Origin of the sequence: Kitasatospora sp. NPDC088861, assembly GCF_044750105.1 — a bacterium.
Lineage (GTDB): Bacteria > Actinomycetota > Actinomycetes > Streptomycetales > Streptomycetaceae > Kitasatospora.
Window position 1 is genome coordinate 18089 of the sequence record NZ_JBIVJF010000017.1, and the last position, 20227, is coordinate 38315.

The following is a 20227-nucleotide window of genomic DNA, read 5'->3' on the forward strand; positions in this document are numbered from 1 at the left end:
AGCACGGGACTAGTGCCGGGTCAGGACGCCGTGCTGGTGCGGTAGTTGGGTGCCGGCGGCGGGGGCCGGCGCGTACTGGAGGAGCAGCATGGCCGCGTCGTCGCCGAGTTGGCGGCCGACGTGGCGCACCACGTCCTCGTGCAGGCGCTGCAGGACGTCCGCCGGGCGGCCGTCGGCGCAGCGCGGGAGGCGCTCGGCGAGCGGGTAGAAGGCGCCGGAGCGGTCGCGGGCCTCGATCACCCCGTCGGTGAACAGCAGGACCCGGTCGCCGGGCCGCAGTGCCACCCGGTGCACCGGCGGCCGGACGTCGGCCGGGTCGAGGACGCCCAGCGGCGGGACGGTCTCGGCGAGTTCGAGCGGCCGGACATCCCCGCCGCGCAGCAGCAGCGGCGAGGGGTGGCCGCAGTTGACCAGTTCCGCGGTGCCGTCCGCCCCGACGCCGATCAGCACCAGGGTGACGAACTCCTCCTCCACGCCCGGGTGGTCGTTCTCGTGCAGGGCCCGGTCGAGGCTGACGGCCAGCCAGCCGGCGACCCGGTCCAGTGCGGGCTCCTGGTGCGCGGCCTCGCGGAAGGCGCCGAGGACGGCGGCGGCGGTCTCGACCGCGCCGAGGCCCTTGCCGCGGACGTCGCCGACCACGGCCCGCACCCCGTGCCGGGTGTTGACCACCTCGTACAGGTCGCCGCCGATCCTGGCGTGCGCGGCGGCGGCCTCGTAGTGGACGGCCGCCTGGACGGTGCCGACCCGCTCGGGGACGGGCCTCAGCAGCACCCGGCGGGCGATCGAGGCGACGAGCTGGGCGTCGGCCAGCGCCCGCTCCTGGCGCAGCCGCAGGGTGGCGCTGACCCAGCCGATCAGCGCGACCAGCAGGATCGCGAAGACGCTGGCGGCGTGCACGGACTGGTCGAGCGCGTCGCTGCGGAAGGCCATCAGGAAGGCCACCGCCTCGGTGAAGAGGCCGATGGCGAGCGGGTACCAGGTTCGGTGGCTGACCACGGCGGCCAGCGCGGGGACGGCGGTGAGGGCCGGTTCGACCGTCACCTCGGTGTTGCTGACGAAGTCGAGGGCGACGATCAGCGCCATGCCGATGAAGGGCAGCGCGAGCGCCGTCCTCGGCCAGGTGCCGGTCGTGCCCGGAGCGGGTCCCGGGGTCGGCCCGGTGAACCGCTCTCTGATCCATCCGGTCGCGCTCAACGTCGTTACTCCAGCAGAAGACGCCGATGCCCTGGGGCACCTGCGGTGATGACTGAGGGTTAGGGAATGCGGGCCTCGCTGGCGGCCGGAGCACGGGGGTTGACCGGTTACCGACCCCACAATAGGCACGAAACGTGCATGACGCACAGGTTTCGGGCGCTGCCGTGATGACTTGAATGCTCTGCGTGACTCATTCTTCACTGTTCCCGATCAGGAGCCGTTCCAACTCTTTTCGGTCGGGAAGTCCTGCCGGACGGACGATCCGCCCGCTGCGGACGTACAGGAAGGAAGCCGTGACCTGCTCCGGCGGAACGCCCGCCTGCTCGGCCCAGGCGATCCGGTAGACCGCGAGCTGCAACGGGTCGGCAGTCTCCTCGCGGTGGGTCTTCCAGTCCACCACTTCGTAGCGTGACGCGCCACCGGTTACTGACGTCACGTCACCGTCCCGGTAGACCGCGTCGATCCGGCCGCGCACCACCCGCCCCCCGAGCACCAGCTGGAACGGCGCCTCCACCCGGTGCGGCCGGCGCTGGGCGTACGGGGTGCGCAGGAACGCCTCCTTGAGCTGCTCCAGGTCCTGCTCGTCCTCGATGCCGTCGTCGTCCGCGCCGGGCAGCGCGCCCGGCTCGATCAGCAGCAGCGGTTCGATCCGGGACTGCACCCAGGCGTGGAAGCGGGTGCCCCGCCGGGCGGCCGGCTGCGGCGGGCGCGGCATCGGCCTGGCCAGGTCGCGCGCGAAGCCGTCCGGGTCGGCGGCCAGGCGCAGCAGTTGGGTGGCGGACAGCGCGGCGGGCAGCGGCACGTCGCGGGCGGTGCGCCGGGAGCGCTCCAACTCGCCCAGCAGCGCGGTGAGGTCGCGGTCCCAGGAGGCCGCCTGGCGCTGGTCCTCGGCGGCCATCGGCTCGGGCTCGGGGGCGGGCGCGCCGGCCAGCCGGGCGTGCACCACCTCGGCGACCCGGCGGCGGGCCAGCTGGGCGGCCGGGTCCAGCGGCAGCGGCCAGGGGTGCTCGACGGGGGCGGCCAGCGCCGGGTTCTCGGCGCCCTTCTCCGGCTGCTCGGCCCAGTGCTCGACCTCCCCGGCGCCGGGCCGCTCGCAGTGCTCGCGCAGCTGCTCCAGGAAGGCGGACGGGCCGCGGACGGTCTTCTGGCTGGGCCCCCACCAGTGCCCGGAGGCCAGCAGCAGCGTGCGCGGGCGGGTGAACGCGACGTAGCCCAGGCGCAGTTCCTCGGTGCCGGAGTGCTCGGCCAGCTGCCGTTTGAACGCGGTCATGGCCTTGCCGTCCCACCCGCCGCGCACGTCGGGCAGGGTGTCCGCGTCGCCGCGCAGGGCGTGCGGGAGCACCCGCTTGCTGCTGGTCCAGCGCTCGCGCGAGGTGGTGGACGGGAACGAGCCCTTGACCAGGCCGGGGACGGCGACGACGTCCCACTCCAGGCCCTTGGACTTGTGTGCGGTGAGCACCTTCACGGTGTCCTCGCCGCCGGGCAGGCTGCTGTCCAGGCCGCGCTCGTACTCCTGGGCGGCGCGCAGGAAGCCGAGGAAGGCGGCCAGGCCGGGGTCGCCGTCGAGGTCGGCGAAGGAGGCGGCGACGTCCAGGAAGGCGTGCAGGGTCTCGCGCCGCCGGGCGGCCAGCGCCTGCGGGGAGGCGGCGAGTTCGACCTCCAGACCGGTGACGGCCAGCACCCGGTGCAGCACGTCCATCAGCGGGTCGGCGAGCGAGCGGCGCAGGTCGCGCAGCTCCTGGCCGAGGCGGGCCAGGCGGACCCTGGCCTCGGCGGAGAAGGGCAGTTCGTCGGGCTGCTCCGCGTCGAGGAAGGTCTCCACCGCGTCGGCGAGCGAGACCACCTCGGTGGGGTCGGCCTCGGCGACGGCCGCCGTCAGCGCCTCCACGCCCTCGGGTCGGTCGGTGCGCACCAGGTCGGCGGCCCGGCGACCGAGCAGGGCGAGGTCGCGCGGGCCGATCCGCCAGCGCGGGCCGATCAGCAGGCGCACCAGCGCGGCGTTGGCGGTCGGGTCCTGGAGCACCTCGCAGACCGCCACCAGGTCGGCCACCTCGGGCAGTTGCAGCAGCCCGCCCAGGCCCACCACCTCGACCGGCACCTCGCGGGCGACCAGGGCCGCGTGGATGTCCGGGAAGGCCGCGCCGCCGCGGCACAGCACGGCGATCCGGCCGGGCGCGGTGCCGGTGCGCACCAGGTGGGCGATCGAGTCGGCGAGCCAGTCGACCTCCTCGGCGTGGGTGGGCAGCAGCGCCGCCCGCGCGTAGCCGTCCTGCTCGGCGCCGGGGGCCGGGCGCAGCGCCTCGACGCCCTCGTGCATGGCCCGCAGCGGCGCGGCGAGTTCGTTGGCGAAGGCGAGCAGCCGCCCGCCGCTGCGGCGGTTCTCGCTGAGCGCGTAGCGGGCGGCGGGGCGGCCGTCGGCCTTCGGGAAGTGCCGGGGGAACTCGTCGAGGTTGGCGACGGAGGCGCCGCGCCAGCCGTAGATCGCCTGGCAGGGGTCGCCGACGGCGGTGACGGGGTGGCCGCTGACGGGGTGGGCACCGCCCGGTCCCCCTGGGCCGGCGCCGAACAGGCCGGCCAGCATCAGCCGCTGGGCGACCGAGGTGTCCTGGTACTCGTCGAGCAGCACGACCCGGAACTGGCCGCGGAGCAGCGCGCCGACCTCGGGCCGCTGCTGGGCGAGCCGGGCGGCGGCGGCTATCTGGTCGCCGAAGTCCATCAGCCCGGCGGCGTGCTTGCGGCGCCGGTAGTCCTCGACCAGGCGCAGCAGCTCCAGCCGGGCCCGGGCGGTGGCGGGGACGGCCCGCAGGTCGTCGTTGGTGAGCTTGACGGTGGCGAGGGTGTCCAGCAGGTCCTCGTCGTGGGCGCGCAGGGTGTCCGGCTCGACCAGGTGCTCGGCGAGTTCGCCGTCCAGGGCGATCAGGTCGGCGACCAGGTTGGCGAAGGTGCCGGTGAGCGCGGGGAACGGGCCGCGGGCGGTGCGCAGCACCTTGGCGGCGAGCTGGAAGCGGGTGGCGTCGGCGAGCAGCCGCACGTCGGGTTCGATGCCGATCCGCAGGCCGTGCTCCTTGAGCAGCCGGCCGGCGAAGGCGTGGTAGGTGGAGATCTCCGGTTCGCCGAGCGGCTCCGCGCCGTCCTCCCCGGTGACACCGGCCCGCAGCAGGGCGGTGCGCACGCGTTCGGCGAGTTCGCCGGCGGCCTTGTTGGTGAAGGTGAGGCCGAGCACCTCCTCGGGCCGGACGGCGCCGGAGCCGACCAGCCAGACCACCCGGGCGGCCATCACCGTGGTCTTGCCGGACCCGGCGCCGGCCACGATCACGGCCGGTTCCAGGGGGGCGCCGATGGCCGCCATCTGCTCCCGGTTGAACGGGATGCCCAGCAGCTCCTTGAGCTGGTCGGGATGGCTGAGCACGGCGGTCACCCCGCAACGTTAACCGGAGCGGCGGACAACCTTCACTCGACGAGTTGCGCCCCGTCCCGCTGGGCGGAGCAGCTGCGGCGGAAGGTGCAGCGGTCGCAGCCGCCGCCGGTCTGCGGGACGAAGCGCTCGGCGAGGACCCGGCCGGCCGCGTCGGCGAGCAGGTTCTCGATCCACGGCTCGCCCTCCGGCGGGTCCTGCCGCTGCACCTTGGGGGCGTCCTGGGCGGCCTTGGCGGCGGGCTCGCGCAGGTGGACGAGTTCGGCGCCGCCGGTGGCCGGGGGGCGGTCGGCGAAGCCGGGCAGCTCGTTGAGGGCCCCTGCGCGGACGGCGAGCTGGTAGACGGCGAGCTGCTTGTGCTCGGGCAGCGACCTGTCGGTGGGGATCTGCTTGCCGGTCTTGAAGTCGACGACGTAGGCGCGCCCGGCCGCGTCCTTCTCGACCCGGTCCATCGAGCCGCGGATGCGCACCGAGACGCCGCCGGCGTCGAGGGTGACGTCGAAGCCGTGCTCGGTGGCGACGAGGTCGCGGCCGCGTTCCAGCACGTGCCAGTTGAGGAAGCGCTCCAGGGCGGCACGGGCCTGGGTCTTCTCCTGCTGGGACTTCCAGGGCGCGTCGAAGGCCAGCGCGTCCCAGACGGTGTCCAGGCGTTCCATCAGGACGGCGAGGTCGGCGGGGGTGCGCCCGGAGCCGACCTCGTCGGCGAGCGCGTGCACGACGTTGCCGAAGCCCTGGGCGGCGGAGCCGGCTGCGCGGGCCTTGACCTCCTTGTCCAGGAACCACTGCAGCGAGCAGTTCTCAAGTTGCTCCAGGCCGCTGCCGGACAGCCGCACCGGCAGGTCGGCGCTGCGCAGCGGGTCGGGGGCGGCGGTGGCGTCGGCCAGGCCCCACCAGCGGTCGGGGCGGGCGGCGGGCACCAGTGGCAGGCCCTCGTCGTCGGTGGCGGCGGCGAGCAGGGCGAGCCGTTCGGCGGCGGCCCGGCGCAGTTCGGGCGAGCGGGCCGGGTCGACGGTGACGGCCCGCAGTTCGGCGACCAGTGCGGCGACGGACAGCGGGCGGCGCGGACGGTGGGTGACGTCCTCGACGACGACCGGCGGGGTGCGGCGCACGACCCTTCCGGTGCGCGGGTCGACGTCCTCGCGGTAGAGCTCGCGCAGGAAGCGGGAGGGCTCGTCGCCGTCGTCGGCGGGGGCCTTGACGGCGGTGACGATCAGCCGCTCCCGGGCGCGGGTCGCGGCGACGTAGAAGAGCCGGCGCTCCTCGCCGAGCAGGGCGCCCGGGGAGAGCGGTTCGGCGAGGCCGTCGCGGCCGATCCGGTCGGCCTCCAGCAGGGAGCCGCGGCGGCGCAGGTCGGGCCAGAGGCCGTCCTGGACGCCGGCGACGACGACCAGGCGCCACTCCAGGCCCTTGGAGCGGTGGGCGGTCATCAGCCGGACGGCCTCGGGGCGCACGGCCCGGACGGTGAGGGTGTCGGCGGCGATGTCCTGGGCGTCGAGCTCGGCGAGCAGGTCGAGGGCGCCGCGGTGGCCGGTGACCTGTTCCTCGGCGCGGGCGGCGGTCTCGAACAGGGCGCACAGCGCGTCGAGGTCGCGGTCGGCGTTGCGGCCGGCGGCGCCGCCGCGCAGGGCGGCCCGTTCCAGGCGTTCGCGCCAGCGGCGGCTGCCGTCCCACAGCTCCCAGAGCGCCTCCTCGGCGGTGCAGCCGCCGGCGAGGCGTTCGCGGACCTTGCGCAGCAGGGTGCCGAGGTCGCGGGCCCGGCGGGCGTGGGCGGGGTCGAGGGCGATCAGCCGCTCGGGTTCGGCGAGGGCCTCGCGCAGCAGGTCGCCGGCCGGGCGCGGGGCGGCCGGGTCCCCGTCGGCGCGCAGGGCGGCGCGTTCCTCCTCGCGCAGGGCGCGGCCGAGGCGGCGCAGGTCGGAGCCGTCGAGGCCGCCGAGCGGGCCGGTGAGCAGGGCGTGGGCCAGGTCGGTGGTGAGCGGGTCGGGTGTGTCGGGGTCGCCGTGCCGGTCGCGGGCGGCCTGCTCGGCGCAGACCCGCAGGGCGAGCAGCAGGTGGGCGACGGCCGGCTCCTCGCGCAGCGGCAGGTCGTCGCCGTCGATCTCCAGCGGGACGCCGGCCGCGCTGAGCGCCCGCCGTACGCCGGGGATGGAGCGGGCGCCGGCCCGGACCAGGACGGCCATCTCGCCCCAGGGCACGCCGTCCTCCAGGTGGGCGCGGCGCAGCAGGTCGGCGATCGAGTCGAGTTCGGCGCCGGGGGTGGGGTAGGTGTAGACCTCGGCCCGGCCGCCCTCGCGGGAGGGCAGCAGCGCGCGGTGCTGGGCGAGCTTGTCGGCGGGCAGCCGGCCCATCGGCATCCGCCGGGCGAGTTCCCGGGAGGCGGCGAGCAGGACGGCGCCGGAGCGGCGGGAGACGCGCAGCACCTTGACGTCGGCGGGTTCGCCGTCGGCCCGGCGGAAGGTCTGCGGGAAGTCGAGGATGCCGTTGATGTCGGCGCCGCGGAAGGCGTAGATCGACTGGTCGGGGTCGCCGACCGCGACGAGTTCGCGACCGCCGCCGGCCAGCTGGCGCAGCAGCCGGACCTGGGAGGGGTCGGTGTCCTGGTACTCGTCGACGAACACCACCTCGTAGCGCCGCCGCAGTTGCTCGGCGACCTCGGGGCGTTCGGCGAGCAGGACGGCCCGGTGGACGAGTTCGGCGTAGTCGAGGACGCCGCGCAGGTCGAGCACGTCGAGGTAGTCGGCGAGGAAGTGCGCGGCGGCGGCCCAGTCGGGGCGCTGGACGCCCTGGGCGAAGCGCTCCAGTTCGGCTTCGCCGAGGCCCAGCTCGCGGCTGCGGGCGAGGACGGCACGGACCTCGTCGGCGAAGCCGCGGGTGGTCAGGCAGGCCCGCAGGTCGAGCGGCCAGTGGATCCGGGAGCTGCCGAGTTTCGCGTCCTCGGCTCCGCCGGCCAGCAGTTCGCGGACCATGACGTCCTGCTCGGGGCCGGAGAGCAGCCGCAGCGGTTCGGCGTAGTCCTGCGGGTCCTGGTGGGCGCGCAGCAGGGCGTAGCTGAAGGAGTGGAAGGTGGTGGCCTGGGGGGCGGCCGAGGAGGAGCCGAGCCGGGCGGACATCCGGTCGCGCAGTTCCGTCGCGGCCTTGCGGCTGAAGGTGAGGACGAGGATGCGCTCGGGGTCGGTGCCGTCCTCGATCCGCCGGGCGACGGCCTCGACCAGGGTGGTGGTCTTGCCCGTCCCGGGGCCGGCGAGCACCAGCAGCGGCCCGCCGCCGTGCTCGACCACGGCGCGCTGGTACTCGTCCAGCACGGGTGGGGCGGGCTGGACGAGCGGGCTGCGCACGAGCCGGTACGGGGAACTCACGGAGGCGGATCCTGGGGTTGTGCTGGAGGCGTGGCCGGGCGGGCCCGCCGGGGCCCGCCCGTATCGAGCCTACGATCCTGCCCCGTCATTCCCGTCGGCGCGGCGGTTTCGCGGCATCCCCGGTCCGCAGCGACCCGGTCCGCGGCGGCCTCGTCGCGCGTTCCGCGGCGGCCTCATCGCGCGGTGCCCGGCTCCCGTCCGTCCCAGCGGGCCCGGCGCAGGTCGACCCGGGGCGGGTCGGCGAGTTCGCGCAGCGGGGTGCCTTCCTCGCCGTAGTGGGCGAGGGCGCGGTGCTCGTGCCCGGGCAGGAAGCGGCCGTCGGCGCGGATGACCCGCCACCAGGGGACCGAGCCGCCGTACAGGGCCATCACCCGGCCGACCTGCCGGGGGCCGCCCTGGCCGAGGTACTCGGCAACGTCCCCGTAGGTCATCACCCTGCCGGGTGGAATCCGCTCGGTCAGGTCGAGCACCAGTTCGGCGAAGGGCGGCAGGGTGTCCGGGAGGCCGTCGTCTGTTACGTCCGTCACCTGCGGCATTCTTCCTCACGGGGGCGCACCCGCGGCCCCGTACGAACGATCCGCCGCGCCCGATCCGGCCCCTGTCCAGCACGGGGCGCCGAGGCATGCCACCATCTTCGGGGCGGTGAGTGGTGATACGAGGACAAGACCAGATGACCGGGACGGCTGACGTGGGTGTGGACGAGGACTCCGACGAGTCCGCCGCCGCCGTGCCCTCGGCTCCCGGTGGTGGGCCCGCGACCGGGCCTACGCCGGAAGTCTCCCTGATCAAGGACCGGACGATCAAGACCCCCGCGCCCGCCGAGGCCTCCGAAGAACCCGCCGAACCCGCCGAACCCGCCGAGGCCCCCGGGGAACCGGCCGTCCCCGGACCGGCGGCTGCCGAACCGCCGGCCCGGCGCCCGCTGCCCGACTACCACGACCCGCTGGACGGCACCCCGCACCTGGACGTCGACGAGCCACTGCTCGCCGCCCGGGCGCACCGCCCGTCCGACCTGATCCGCTTCCTGGCCGGCGTCTTCGGCATAGTCGCCGTCTTCGTGCTGGCGGGCATCGCCACCTCGACCACCACCGGCATCGAACAGGACATCGCCACCAACGCGCCGCACTTCTCCGCGGTGCTCTCCACGATCACCGGCCTGCTCTCCAGCGTCGCGGTGCTCGCCGTGCCGCTGGCCTTCGCGGTCGAGCGGCTGATCAAACGCGACGGCCTGCGGGTCGCCGACGGCGTGCTCGCCTCGGTGCTCGCCTACGGCGTCTCGCTGGGCATCGACTGGTGGGTGGCCGAAGGCGCCTCCGACCACATCCGGGACGCGCTGACCAGGCTGCCGATGGACAGCAACGGCACCCTCACCGACCCGGTGCACGGCTACCTCGCCCCGGTGATCGCCTACATGACCGCGGTCGGCATGTCGAGCCGCCCCCGGTGGCGGGTCGCCCTGTGGGTGGTGGTGGTCTTCAGCGGGATCACCGAACTGCTCGGCGGCTACACCACCCCGCTGTCGCTGCTGCTCACCGTCCTGATCGGCTGGTCCGTCGCGTACGGCACGCTGTACGCGATCGGCTCCCCGAACATCCGGCCCACCGGCCAGCACCTGATGATCGGCCTGCGCAAGGTCGGCTTCACCCCGGAGAGCGCCCACCGCGCCCCGGACGCGCCCGGCGGCACCCGCCGCTACTACGTCACCCAGCAGAGCGGCCCGCCGCTGGACGTCCACATCATCGACCGCGAGCAGCAGGCCTCCGGCTTCTTCTACCGGGCCTGGCGGCGGCTGCGGCTGCGCTCGGTGGCGGTGCGCCGCAGCCCGCAGTCGCTGCGCCAGGCGCTGGAGCAGGAGGCCCTGATCGCCTACGCGGCGGCCGCGTCGGGCGCCCGCGCGCCACAGCTGGTCGCCACCTCCGAGCTGGGTCCGGACGCCGCGATCCTGGTCTACGGCAAGGTCGAGGGCCGCATCCTGGACGAGCTCTCCGACGAGGAGGTCACCGACCAGGTGATGGCCTCGCTCTGGGAGTCGGTGGCGGCCCTGCACGAGCGCCGGATCGCCCACCGCCGGCTGACCGGCGAGTCGCTGCTGGTGGTGGACGAGAAGACGGCCTGCCTGGTCAACCTCTCCGGCGGCGACATCGCCGCCACCGACCTGACGCTGCGCATCGACGTCGCCCAGCTGGTCACCACCTTCGCGCTGCGGATCGGCCCGGAGCGGGCCGTCGCCACCGCCAACGCGGTGCTCGGCGCCGACCGGGTCGCCCAAGCGCTGCCGCTGCTCCAGCCGGTCGGGATGAGCCGCTCCACCCGGGTCGACCTCGCGCGGCTCACCAAGGAGCGCAAGACCGTCGCCCGGGCCAGGGCGCTGGAGCAGGTCGCGGCCGGCGAGCGCACCCAGCAGCAGGCCGAGGAGGACATCGCGGTGGCCGGCGAGGACCTGCTGAGCCGCATCCGCGGCCAGATCCTCCAGATCGCCCCCGAGGCGCCGATGGAGCCGGCCAAGCTCGAGCGGCTGAAGCCGAAGAGCCTGATCATGGTGATCGCGCTCACCTTCGCCGCCTACCTGGCGCTGACCACCATCAAGCCGGCCCAGCTCAAGCTCTCCCAGATGGACTGGGTCTGGGCGGCGGCGGCCCTGCTGGCGGCCGCGTTCAGCTACGTCGCCGCCGCGATGAGCCTGACCGGATTCGTCCCGGAGAAGCTGCCGTTCCGGCGCACCGTCGCGGCCCAGCTGGCCGGCTCCTTCGTCAAGCTGGTCGCGCCCGCCGCGATCGGCGGCATCGCGCTCAACACCCGCTACCTGCAGAAGGCCGGGATCCGCTCCGGCCAGGCGGTGGCCTCGGTCGGCGCCTCCCAGCTGGCCGGCCTGGCCGGGCACCTGCTGCTGCTGTTCAGCTTCGGCCTGATCACCGGCAGCCAGACCAACGGCGACCTGTCCGCCTCCCGCGCGGTGATCATCGGCGTGCTGACCGCCGCCGTGCTCGCCCTGGTGGTGGCGGCGGTCGCGCCGCTGCGCCGGTTCGTGCTGGGCCGGCTGCGTTCGCTGTTCTTCGGCGTGGTGCCGCGGATGCTCGACCTGATGCAGACGCCCAGCAAGCTGGTCACCGGCTTCGGCGGCATCCTGCTGCTGACCCTGTCCTTCACCGCCTGCCTGGACGCCTCGGTTCAGGCCTTCGGCGGCGACGTCAGCTTCTCGGCGGTCGCGGTGGTCTTCCTGACCGCCAACGCGGCCGGCTCGGCGATCCCCACCCCGGGCGGCATCGGTCCGGTCGAGGTCGCCCTGATCGGCGCCCTGACGGTCGCGGACGTGTCGCCGGCGGTCGCCACCCCGGCGGTCTTCCTCTACCGGGCGCTCACCTTCTGGCTGCCGGTGCTGCCGGGCTGGATCTCCTACAACGTGCTGCAGCGCCGCGGCGCGCTCTGACGTCCACCGGATACGCGGAAGGGCCCGCCGAGGCGGGCCCTTCCGGTGCGTTCCGGCGTTCTAGTAGACCGGCTTGTGCGGCTCGATCTGGTTGACCCAGCCGAGCACGCCGCCGCCCAGGTGGACGGCGTTGGCGAAGCCGGCCGCCTTGACCACGGCCAGCACCTCGGCCGAGCGCACGCCCGACTTGCAGTGCAGCACGATCTTGCGGTCCTGCGGCAGCTTCTCCAGGGCGTCGCCCATGAGGAACTCGTTCTTCGGGATCAGCACCGCGCCGGGGATGTTGACGATCTCGTACTCGCCGGGCTCGCGGACGTCGATCAGGAAGATGTCCTCCTTGTCGTCCTGCCACTGCTTGAGCTGCGCCGAGGTGACGGTCGAGCCGGCGGCGGCGGCCTGCGCCTCCTCCGACACGACGCCGCAGAAGGCCTCGTAGTCGATCAGCTCGGTGACCGTCGGGTGCTCGGAGCAGACGGCGCAGTCCGGGTCCTTGCGGACCTTCACCTGGCGGTAGTTCATCTCCAGGGCGTCGTAGATCATCAGCCGGCCGACCAGCGGGTCACCCACGCCGGCCAGCAGCTTGATCGCCTCGGTGACCTGGATCGAGCCGATGGACGCGCACAGCACGCCCAGCACGCCGCCCTCGGCGCAGGAGGGGACCATGCCCGCCGGCGGGGCCTCCGGGTAGAGGCAGCGGTAGCAGGGGCCGTGCTCGGCCCAGAACACGCTGGCCTGGCCGTCGAAGCGGTAGATCGAGCCCCACACGTACGGCTTGCCGAGCAGCACCGCGGCGTCGTTCACCAGGTAGCGGGTGGCGAAGTTGTCGGTGCCGTCCACGATCAGGTCGTAGCCGGAGAAGATCTCCATGACGTTGGAGTTGTCGAGGCGCTCCTCGTGGAGGATCACGTCGACGTAGGGGTTGATCTCCTTGACCGAGTCCCGCGCCGACTCCGCCTTGGAGCGGCCCACGTCCGACTGGCCGTGGATGATCTGGCGCTGCAGGTTCGACTCGTCGACCACGTCGAACTCGACGATGCCCAGCGTGCCGACACCGGCCGCGGCCAGGTACATCAGCGCGGGCGAGCCCAGGCCGCCGGCGCCGACGCACAGCACCTTGGCGTTCTTCAGCCGCTTCTGCCCGGCCATGCCCACGTCGGGGATGATCAGGTGGCGGGAGTACCTGCGGACCTCGTCAACGGTGAGCTCGTCGGCCGGCTCGACCAGGGGTGGCAACGACACGGGGACTCCGATGGGTGTCTGGTTCAGGTGGCCTGGGCCAGCCTCATGGTGGTTGCTGCGCCGCCACGCGGGTGGCTCCTAGGCCAACAGTGTCACGCCCCTCCGGTATTCCGAGACAGCTCGTCCGATGGGCGAGACGGCCGGCGTCGGATCGTGGGACCGCCCGCCGGAGCCCGGAAAAGCGCCCCGGGCCTGTGCCGACAGGCCCGGGGCGCTCCCGGTGGCCGCTCAGACCCGGCAGGCCGTCTCCAGCCAGACGTCCCCGAGCGACTCCTCCAGCGGCACCTGTGTCCGCCAGCCGAGACGGTCCCGGGCGGTGCGCACGTCCGCCTGCCGCCACGGCACCGGCTCCCCCGCCGCGACCCGGCCCTCCGGCCGGTGGCCCGGCAGGTGGTGGCCGGGCAGGTGGTCGCCGACCGGGCCGCCGGCCTGCGCGGGCAGCAGGACCTGGCGGTTCTCCTCGACGATCGCCCCCTCGAAGCCGGACGCCCGGACCAGCAGCTGGGCCGCGTCCCGGGCCCGGACGGCGTGCCCGCTGCCGATGTTGACCACCCCGGTGGCGGCCGACACCGCCGCCGCCTGAATCGCCCGCGCGACGTCCCGCACGTCCACGAAATCCCGGTATCCGGACAGGTCCGGCATCCGCACCTGGGTTTCGTCCCGCTCCAGGGCCCGCCGCAGCCCCTCCGCGAGCCGCCCGAACAGCGAGGCGGTCGGCGCCCCCGGGCCCACCACGTCGAACACCCGCAGCACCGCCGCGTCCAGGCCCGACGCCAGCACCAGCTCCGTCCCGGCCAGCTTGGACACCCCGTACGGGCCGACCGGCCGCGGCTCGGCCTGCTCCGACACCGGCACCCCGCCCGGCACCGGGCCGTACTCGGCGGCCGAGCCGACGTGCACCAGCCGGGCCGGCTCCCGGCTGCGCCGGATCGCCTCGCAGACGGTGGCGACGGCCAGCGTGTTCGACCGGATCAGGGTGCGCGAGCTGCCGTAGGTGGCGCCCGCGCAGTTGATCACCACCTGCGGCACGACCGCGTCCAGGAACCGGGCCAGCGCGCCCGGGCTTCCGGTGGTCAGGTCGAAGCGGATGTCGGCCGAGTCGCGCCGGCCGAGCACCGTCACCTGCAACTCCTGGTCCATGAGCAGACGATCGGTGACCCGGCGGCCGATGAAACCGTCGGCGCCCAGCAGCAGCACCCTCATCGGGGGCGTCCTTCCACGAAGCGAGGTCGGGGACGACCTGGCGGACTGAAAATCAAGAGCGGACTGAGTGAGAGCAAAGAGAAGGGGGCGGCACCCGGGGCCGCACCGGCGGGCGGGCTCAGCGGTGCGAACCGGCCCGGCCGAGCACGGCCCAGGCGTACGCCAGCAGCACCGCGGCGACCGCGCCGCCGCCGAGCATCCCGGCCGTCGGCCCGGAACGGCCCAGGGCGAGCAGCCCGAGCGCCACGGCGGGCCCGGCCAGCGCCCCCGCCGCGGCGGCCGCCGTCCGGCCGCAGCGGGCCAGCAGCGCGGGCAGCACCAGCAGCAGGCCCAGCACGCCCTGCGCCGCCCACTGCGCGGCACCGGCCCGTTCGGCCGCCAGGTGCAGCAGGCCCCCGCCGTGGCCCGGCCCGGGGCGCGGCGCGAGGACGGTCAGCACCGCCAGCGCGGCGAAGGTCAGCACCGCGAGCACCGCCAGGTGCAGGGCGACCGCCACCGGGAGCACCGGCCGCATCCGGGACCGGAACTCGGCCAGCGTGGCCGCCGCGCCGAGATGGCCGCGGCCGACCTGCCGGTACCAGCGGGCCGCCCGCTCGGCCGACCCGGCCGACACCGCCCCGGCCAGCACCAGCGCGGCGGTCAGCCGCCGGTCCCCGTCCGCCGCGGCCAGCGGGAGCAGCAGCAGCGCGGCCAGGCCCAGCCCGTGCCCCAGCGCCGCCGGGTGCCACCGGGAGCCGGCCCGCCGCGGCGCCCGCGCCGGACCCAGCCCGTCCGCCGCGCCGCAGGGGCGGGTGTCCGGCGGGCCGGGCTCGGCGGCGGGGTCCGCGGCCAGGGCGGGCACCAGCACCAGCGGGACGGCGGCCGGCAGCAGCACCGGCCAGCGGGCGCCGAGCGCGACCACGGCCGCGCAGGGCAGTGCGGCCAGCGCGGCGGCGGTCAGCGTCGCCCGGGTGGCGGCGGCGCACTCCCGGCCGCGCGGCGGCTCCGGCACGGGTGGGCGGCGGGGCACCCGCGCGTACAGCTCCTCGGCGAGCGAGAACAGGTCGGCGTGCCGGCAGCGCGCGGCGGCCTGCGGGCCGAGCCCGGCCTCCTCCAGTCCGGCGGCGATCTCCAGCGGGTCGACGGCCCGCTCGCACAGCGCCCGGTGCTCGGCCATCACCTCGCGCACCGGGTCCCCCACCGGGCTCCCGGGGCCGCCCGGCGCCGCGCCGCCCGCCATCAGACGGCCTCCGCGAGGGCGCCGGGGCGCTCTTGCGCGCCGGCGTCACCGCCCCCGTCCTCCGGCCGCTCGGACCCGGCCGGCCCGGCGCCGTGGCGTCCGCCGGGGCCGTCCGCCGCGTCCGGGGCACCCTGGCCGCCCGGGCCGTCCGGCGCGCGGCGGCCGTCGGCGAGCCAGTACTCGGCGGGCCGGGCGAACGGGCGCGGCGACTCCCCGGCCGCGCCGCCGGCCCCGCCGCCGGGGAAGGCCGGGTACTGCGAGACCAGCTCCAGGTAGATCTCCCGGAAGGCGCCGATCACCGGCTCCACGGCGAAGCGTTCCTGCGCCCGCAGCCGCCCGGCCAGCCCGAGCCGGGCGCGCCGCTCCTCATCGCGCAGCAGCGCCAGGCAGGCGCCGGCCAGCGCGCGCGGGTCCCGGGCGGGCACCAGCAGCCCGGTCGGCCCGACCACCTCGCGGGCCACCCCGACGTCGGTGGACACCACGGCCCGGCCGCTGAGCATCGCGTCCGCGAGCAGCCGGGGGCTGCGCTGGGACAGCGCGGAGAACACGGCCAGCGTGCCGCCCTCCCAGACCTCGGCGAGCGAGCCGGGCCGCCCGGCGAAGTCCACCGCCGCGGCCAGTCCGAGCCGCTCGGCGAGCGCCGCGCAGTGCGCCCGGTAGCCGGGCTCGGCCTCCTCGCCGTGGATCACCAGCCGGGCCCTCGGCAGGTCGGCGCGCACCCGCGCGAAGGCGTGCAGCATCAGCTCGGTGTCCCGCCCCGGCTCCAGCGCGCCCGCCCACACCAGGGTCGGCACGGCGGGCTCGGGCCCGGCCGCCGGGCGGACCACCGCGGGCGTCCCCTCGTAGACCACCCGGGTGCGCGCCGGGTCGGCCCCGCAGCGGCGCTGCCACTGCTGGTCGTGGGCGCTGCCGGGGGTCAGGACGGCCGCCTGCCGGTAGGTCTCCTCGGTCAGCGCCCGGAAGTACGCCAGCAGCAGCGCCCGGACCGGCCACCGGTACGGCGCCTCGCGGTGGCCGAGGTACTGCTCGCGCAGGTGCAGGCCGTGCTCGGTGACCACGAACGGCACCCCGTGCAGGTACCGGGCGACCAGCGCGGGCAGCGCCGCGGGGCCGCCGCCGACCACGTGGCACAGGTCGGCGCCGCCGAGGCCGTCGGGCCCGGTGCCGTACCAGGGCGCGGACAACGGCCGCAGGCACTGCTCCAGCAGGTCCGCCGCGACCAGCACGTCGCGGACCAGCGGCTGCCCGGCCGAGGTCTCCGCGCCCGGCAGCCGCCAGACCCGCTCCAGGGTGCGCCGGGCGTGCGCGGAGGCGAGGAAGGCGGGCAACGTGCCGTCCTCCCGGGCGAGGACGGCCAGCCGGTACAGCCCGGCCCCGAAGCCGGCCCGCTCCCCCGGCAGCACCAGGGCTCTGACCAGGTCCTCGTACGCCCGGGCGTACTGGCGTCCGCGCAGCGTGCCGGGCACCCGGCCGCCCGGCCGGCGCCCCCACAGCGCCAGCTCGCGCGCCCCGCGCCAGGCGGGCGACAGCCGCTCGGCGGTGCCCTGGCCGCCCTGGCCGGTCAGCAGGTACAGCCCGAACTCGTGCTCCGGCAGGCCCGCGGCCAGCCGGTCGCACCAGCCTCCGGCGCCGCGCCGGGAATGTGGGCCGGCACCCTCGGTGAGCAGGGCGATGCGCACGGGAGACCTCCAGGGCAGAGCGGATCACGGGCGGGCGGATCACGGGCGGGCGGATCGACGGATGGCTTGAGCGGCTTGAGTGGCCACCGGGGCGGCCCCGCACGGCGGCGGGGACGGTCCGGGGGCGAGGAGTCCGGTCGGCCGGGTACGACACCGCGACGCTCCCCCGGGGCGGGGCACCACCGAGCGGTGGTGCGGCCGTCCGGCCCGACGGTCCGGCCGCGCCCCTCCCGCGATCCGTTCCCCCGGGCGCACGCCCGTTCCGGCGGGCCGGGCCCGACCCGCCGGGCCCCCTGGGTGCGGCCGCCCTCCGGATTTCCCCGGCGTCCGCGGCCTCCCCCACACCTGTTCGGTCCGACAGCAGAAAGGTAGGACCGGGCCCGGGCAATCCATCGGTCACATGCCTGGTTGCCACCTGAACGAGTGAACGGGCGTGACCTCGCCCCGAACCGGGCCGTTACCGGGCGGCGCCGGCGGCCGGGCGCCGGTCGCCGGCCTCCCCGCTCATGGCGGACGATGGGAGTGGCCTTGTTCGCCGCCGCGAGGGGCCCCGGGTCCACGATGCTGGCCCGCGCTCCGCGCTCGGTGACGCCGCCGGTGCGGTGCGTCACGAGGTTCGGATTCCGACGGCCCGGACGGCCGTTCCGGCCCCTGTCACACCCCTGCCGACGCCGAGGTCAGCGCCGTATTGTGGGCTCCTGACAAGGAGGCCGAGGTCCTTTTCTCACTCCCGCCGAACGCGGAAGCGGTTACCGAAAAGTAGAATCGGCCCTCTTGCCAGCCCCGAACAACCGAAGTGAGGAGCGCCGTGACGGCCATCCAGGAGGCGCAGGAGCGCCCGCGCGGTGCCCGCCTGCCGCGAAGCGCCCGCCGTGAACAACTGCTCGGTGCCGCCCAGGAGGTGTTCGTCGCGCAGGGTTACCACGCGGCCGCCATGGACGACATCGCCGACCGCGCCGGGGTCAGCAAGCCGGTGCTGTACCAGCACTTCCCCGGGAAGCTGGAGCTGTACCTGGCGCTGCTGGACAAGCACTGCGACGCCCTGGTCGAGTCGACCCGCGACGCACTGTCGACGACCACCGACAACAAGCTCCGGGTGGCCGCGACGATGGAGGCGTACTTCAACTACGTCTCCAGCGAGTCCGGCGCGTTCCGCCTGGTCTTCGAGTCGGACCTGACCAACGAGCCGGCCGTGCGCGAGCGGGTCGAGCGGGCCTCCGAGGCGAGCGCGACGCTGGTCAGCAAGGTGATCCAGGAGGACACCGACCTGCCCGAGGCGGAGTCCAAGCTGCTCGCCGCCGGGGTCTGCGGCCTGGCCCAGATCACCGCCCGGTACTGGCTGTCGCAGGGCCTGGACATCCCGCGCGACGAGGCGGCGCGACTGGTCGCCAGCCTGGCCTGGCGCGGGCTGAAGGGCTTCCCGATGCACCCCACCTCGGAGGGCGGAGAGGCCCTCTAGCAGGGGTGATCCACCGACCTTCGCCGCCGCGGTGATCCCGTGCTCTATGGTGAAGCCGTACGGCGCGGTCGTCGCGAACGCTTGTCCCAGGCGGTCGGGGTGTCCGCGCGTGGAGGCTGCAACCCCGGAGGGACGGAAGCCGTGGAGGTCAAGATCGGCGTGCAGAACACGCCGCGCGAGATCGTGATCGAGAGCACGCAGAGTGCCGATGAGATCCAGAGCGCGATCGCCAAGGCGCTGGAGGGTTCGGAGAAGCTCTTCGCGCTGACCGACGAGCACGGCCGCCGCGTCATCGTCCCGGCCGAGCGCCTGGCGTACGTGGAGATCGGCGAGCAGGCCGCCCGCAAGGTCGGCTTCGGCACCGCCTGAGGCGTCGTCCGAGCTGCTCACCCGGTGCCCCGCTCCCCCAGGGAGCGGGGCACCGTTGCGTGTACGGCCGGGTCGGCCGGGGTACGGCGACAGTGCGGCCGTCGGCGCCGCGCGCCCGTCCCCGGGAGGCAGTTTTGCTGGTCGAGTCGATCGCCTTCGCCCTCGTCGGCCTGGCCGCGGGCCTGGCCGCACTGCTGGCGCGGCCCGCGTACTTCCGGGCGGCTCGCACCCTGACCCTGGGCACCGCCCTGGCGGCGGCGCTGCTCGGCGGGACGGTGGCGCACTTCTGCCTGGACGGGCGCTACCCGGCGGCGTCGATCGCGGCCGCGGCGCTGGCCTCGGCGGTGCTGACCACGACGCTGGCCCGGCCGGACCTCGCCGCCGGGCGGGCCCCGGCGCACCGGCACCACCCGCACCGGGCCGGTGTCCACCGCACACGGCGCCACCGGCCGGCCTGACGCCCGGGCCGGACAGGCCCTAGCTGGCCAGGCCCAGGGCGGCCATCCGCCGGGTGTGCGCCTCGGTGATCCGGTTGAACATCTTGCCGACCTCGACCAGGTCGAAGCCCTGCACCTGGACGCCGCCGACCAGCAGGTTGGACAGCGCGTCCCGCTCGGCGACCACCCGCTGGGCCTGGCTGAGCGCCTCGCCCATCAGCCGCCGGCCCCACAGCGCGAGCCGGCCGCCGGAGCGCGGGTCGGCCTCGATGGCCTGGCGCACCTTGTCCACCGCGAACTGGGCGTGCCCGGTGTCGGACATGACGCCGAGCACCAGGTCGCGGGTGTCGTCGTCGAGCCGGACGGCGACCTCGCGGTAGAAGTCGGTCGCGATGGCGTCGCCGACGTAGGCCTTGACCAGGCCCTCCAGCCAGTCCGAGGGCGCGGTCATCCGGTGGAACAGCTCCAGCGGCTCGACGAACGGGCGCATCGCCTCCTGCGGGTCGGCGCCGATCTCGGCGAGCCGGTCGTGCAGGCGCTGGTAGTGCTGGAACTCGGCGGAGGCCATCCGGGCCAGGGCCGCCTTGTCGGCGAGGTCCGGCGCCAGCTTGGCGTCCTCGGCGAGCCGCTCGAAGGCGCTCAGCTCGCCGTAGGCGAGTGCGCCGAGCAGGTCCAGCACCGCCGCCCGGTAGCCGGGGTCGGCCGAGCACGCGGCCCAGTCCCCGATCGAGCCGGCCGCGGCGTCCTGCGTCTCACCATGGGTCTCCATGACCCGCCACCTTAGTCCCGCCGGCCCGGGGGGACCCACCCTGGCCGGCCGTCGGCCGGTCGCCCGGGTGACCGGCCGGAACACCCCTTCCGGCCCGGGTCGGGAGGGGCAATGTCAGACGCGTCACGTGTTCGAGTCGTCGCCTGACTGTATGGTGGTACGGAGCCCCGTCGTGTTCGCACGGTGTCACCGCCGTCTCGGTGTCCCGCGCAAGCCCGCTCCGAAGCGGCACCGTCCATCCGGACGTGTCCGCACCGGAGCCACGGGTACTCACGTACGCGGATGCCCGGTCGGAGAGCCGATCGGCTCCGACCATGGCTTGGACTTCAAGCCTTGGCACCGCATCAGTGGCCGAGCGAGGGCCGCCGAGACCACGCCCCCTGGCGAAGGTCCCGCGCAGGTCCCTCATGGGAATCCTCCCCGACGCCGCCGGCGACGCGCCCCGCACAGGGCAGCGCGCACCG

The 20227-nt window shown here is 75.3% G+C and carries 13 protein-coding genes; 4 read left to right on the forward strand and 9 right to left on the reverse strand.

Annotated elements, in window-relative coordinates:
- Window positions 1-9 precede the first annotated feature (9 nt).
- The 4 genes from ACIP37_RS25125 to ACIP37_RS25140 form a co-directional block, all read right to left on the reverse strand.
- On the reverse strand, window positions 10-1194 hold the full coding sequence (locus ACIP37_RS25125; protein WP_363586732.1) for a PP2C family protein-serine/threonine phosphatase: 1185 nt from the start codon (window positions 1192-1194) through the stop codon (window positions 10-12).
- A gap of 190 nt (window positions 1195-1384) precedes the next feature.
- Window positions 1385-4612 (reverse strand): ATP-dependent DNA helicase, encoded by a 3228-nt coding sequence (locus ACIP37_RS25130; protein WP_363629520.1) that lies wholly within the window; start codon window positions 4610-4612, stop codon window positions 1385-1387.
- Between the two features lie 32 nt (window positions 4613-4644).
- Window positions 4645-7962 carry an ATP-dependent DNA helicase gene (locus ACIP37_RS25135; protein ID WP_363586734.1) on the reverse strand — a complete coding sequence of 1106 codons (3318 nt, stop codon included), beginning with the start codon at window positions 7960-7962 and terminating at the stop codon, window positions 4645-4647.
- A 173-nt stretch (window positions 7963-8135) separates the two neighbouring features.
- Window positions 8136-8498, reverse strand: a complete 363-nt coding sequence (locus tag ACIP37_RS25140; protein WP_371517224.1) for an MGMT family protein — start codon at window positions 8496-8498, stop codon at window positions 8136-8138.
- 134 nt (window positions 8499-8632) lie between these two features.
- Between ACIP37_RS25140 and ACIP37_RS25145 the strand changes: the two genes are divergently transcribed.
- Window positions 8633-11389 (forward strand): lysylphosphatidylglycerol synthase transmembrane domain-containing protein, encoded by a 2757-nt coding sequence (locus ACIP37_RS25145; protein WP_363586736.1) that lies wholly within the window; start codon window positions 8633-8635, stop codon window positions 11387-11389.
- A 60-nt stretch (window positions 11390-11449) separates the two neighbouring features.
- Here ACIP37_RS25145 and moeZ read toward each other — a convergent pair whose 3' ends face one another.
- From moeZ to ACIP37_RS25165, 4 genes are all read right to left on the reverse strand, one after another.
- Window positions 11450-12628 (reverse strand): adenylyltransferase/sulfurtransferase MoeZ, encoded by a 1179-nt coding sequence (moeZ, locus tag ACIP37_RS25150; protein WP_363372596.1) that lies wholly within the window; start codon window positions 12626-12628, stop codon window positions 11450-11452.
- A gap of 228 nt (window positions 12629-12856) precedes the next feature.
- On the reverse strand, window positions 12857-13831 hold the full coding sequence (locus ACIP37_RS25155) for an NAD-dependent epimerase/dehydratase family protein (protein ID WP_363586737.1): 975 nt from the start codon (window positions 13829-13831) through the stop codon (window positions 12857-12859).
- Window positions 13832-13949: 118 nt separating this feature from the next.
- Entirely contained in the window at window positions 13950-15050 is a 1101-nt protein-coding gene (locus ACIP37_RS25160; protein WP_400809865.1) for a hypothetical protein, read from the reverse strand.
- Window positions 15050-16729: a DUF3492 domain-containing protein gene (locus ACIP37_RS25165; protein WP_363629526.1), complete on the reverse strand. Its 1680-nt coding sequence runs from the start codon at window positions 16727-16729 to the stop codon at window positions 15050-15052. Before ACIP37_RS25165 ends, ACIP37_RS25160 begins: the two co-directional genes overlap by 1 nt.
- A gap of 808 nt (window positions 16730-17537) precedes the next feature.
- On the opposite strand from ACIP37_RS25165, the gene ACIP37_RS25170 reads away from it, so the two are divergent.
- The 3 genes from ACIP37_RS25170 to ACIP37_RS25180 all read left to right on the forward strand — a co-directional run bounded on the left by ACIP37_RS25170 (window position 17538) and on the right by ACIP37_RS25180 (window position 19015).
- Window positions 17538-18188 carry a TetR/AcrR family transcriptional regulator gene (locus tag ACIP37_RS25170; protein ID WP_363586740.1) on the forward strand — a complete coding sequence of 217 codons (651 nt, stop codon included), beginning with the start codon at window positions 17538-17540 and terminating at the stop codon, window positions 18186-18188.
- A 141-nt stretch (window positions 18189-18329) separates the two neighbouring features.
- Window positions 18330-18557, forward strand: coding sequence for a DUF3107 domain-containing protein (locus ACIP37_RS25175; protein ID WP_063347919.1), 228 nt, complete (start codon window positions 18330-18332; stop codon window positions 18555-18557).
- 134 nt (window positions 18558-18691) lie between these two features.
- Entirely contained in the window at window positions 18692-19015 is a 324-nt protein-coding gene (locus tag ACIP37_RS25180; RefSeq protein WP_363586741.1) for a hypothetical protein, read from the forward strand.
- A 19-nt stretch (window positions 19016-19034) separates the two neighbouring features.
- Here ACIP37_RS25180 and ACIP37_RS25185 read toward each other — a convergent pair whose 3' ends face one another.
- The gene (locus tag ACIP37_RS25185; protein ID WP_063347921.1) at window positions 19035-19763 is read right to left on the reverse strand and encodes a ferritin-like fold-containing protein; all 729 of its coding nucleotides are present in this window, start codon (window positions 19761-19763) and stop codon (window positions 19035-19037) included.
- Between the last annotated feature and the right edge of the window lie 464 nt (window positions 19764-20227).

What these genes read in the sequence shown, in the direction of transcription:
- ACIP37_RS25160 (WP_400809865.1), bottom strand. Translation starts at nt 15,050, where the DNA reads ATGGCGGGCGGCGCGGCGCCGGGCGGCCCCGGGAGCCCGGTGGGGGAC.
- ACIP37_RS25140 (WP_371517224.1), bottom strand. Translation starts at nt 8,498, where the DNA reads ATGCCGCAGGTGACGGACGTAACAGACGACGGCCTCCCGGACACCCTG.
- ACIP37_RS25145 (WP_363586736.1), top strand. Translation starts at nt 8,633, where the DNA reads ATGACCGGGACGGCTGACGTGGGTGTGGACGAGGACTCCGACGAGTCC.
- ACIP37_RS25185 (WP_063347921.1), bottom strand. Translation starts at nt 19,763, where the DNA reads ATGGAGACCCATGGTGAGACGCAGGACGCCGCGGCCGGCTCGATCGGG.
- ACIP37_RS25155 (WP_363586737.1), bottom strand. Translation starts at nt 13,831, where the DNA reads ATGAGGGTGCTGCTGCTGGGCGCCGACGGTTTCATCGGCCGCCGGGTC.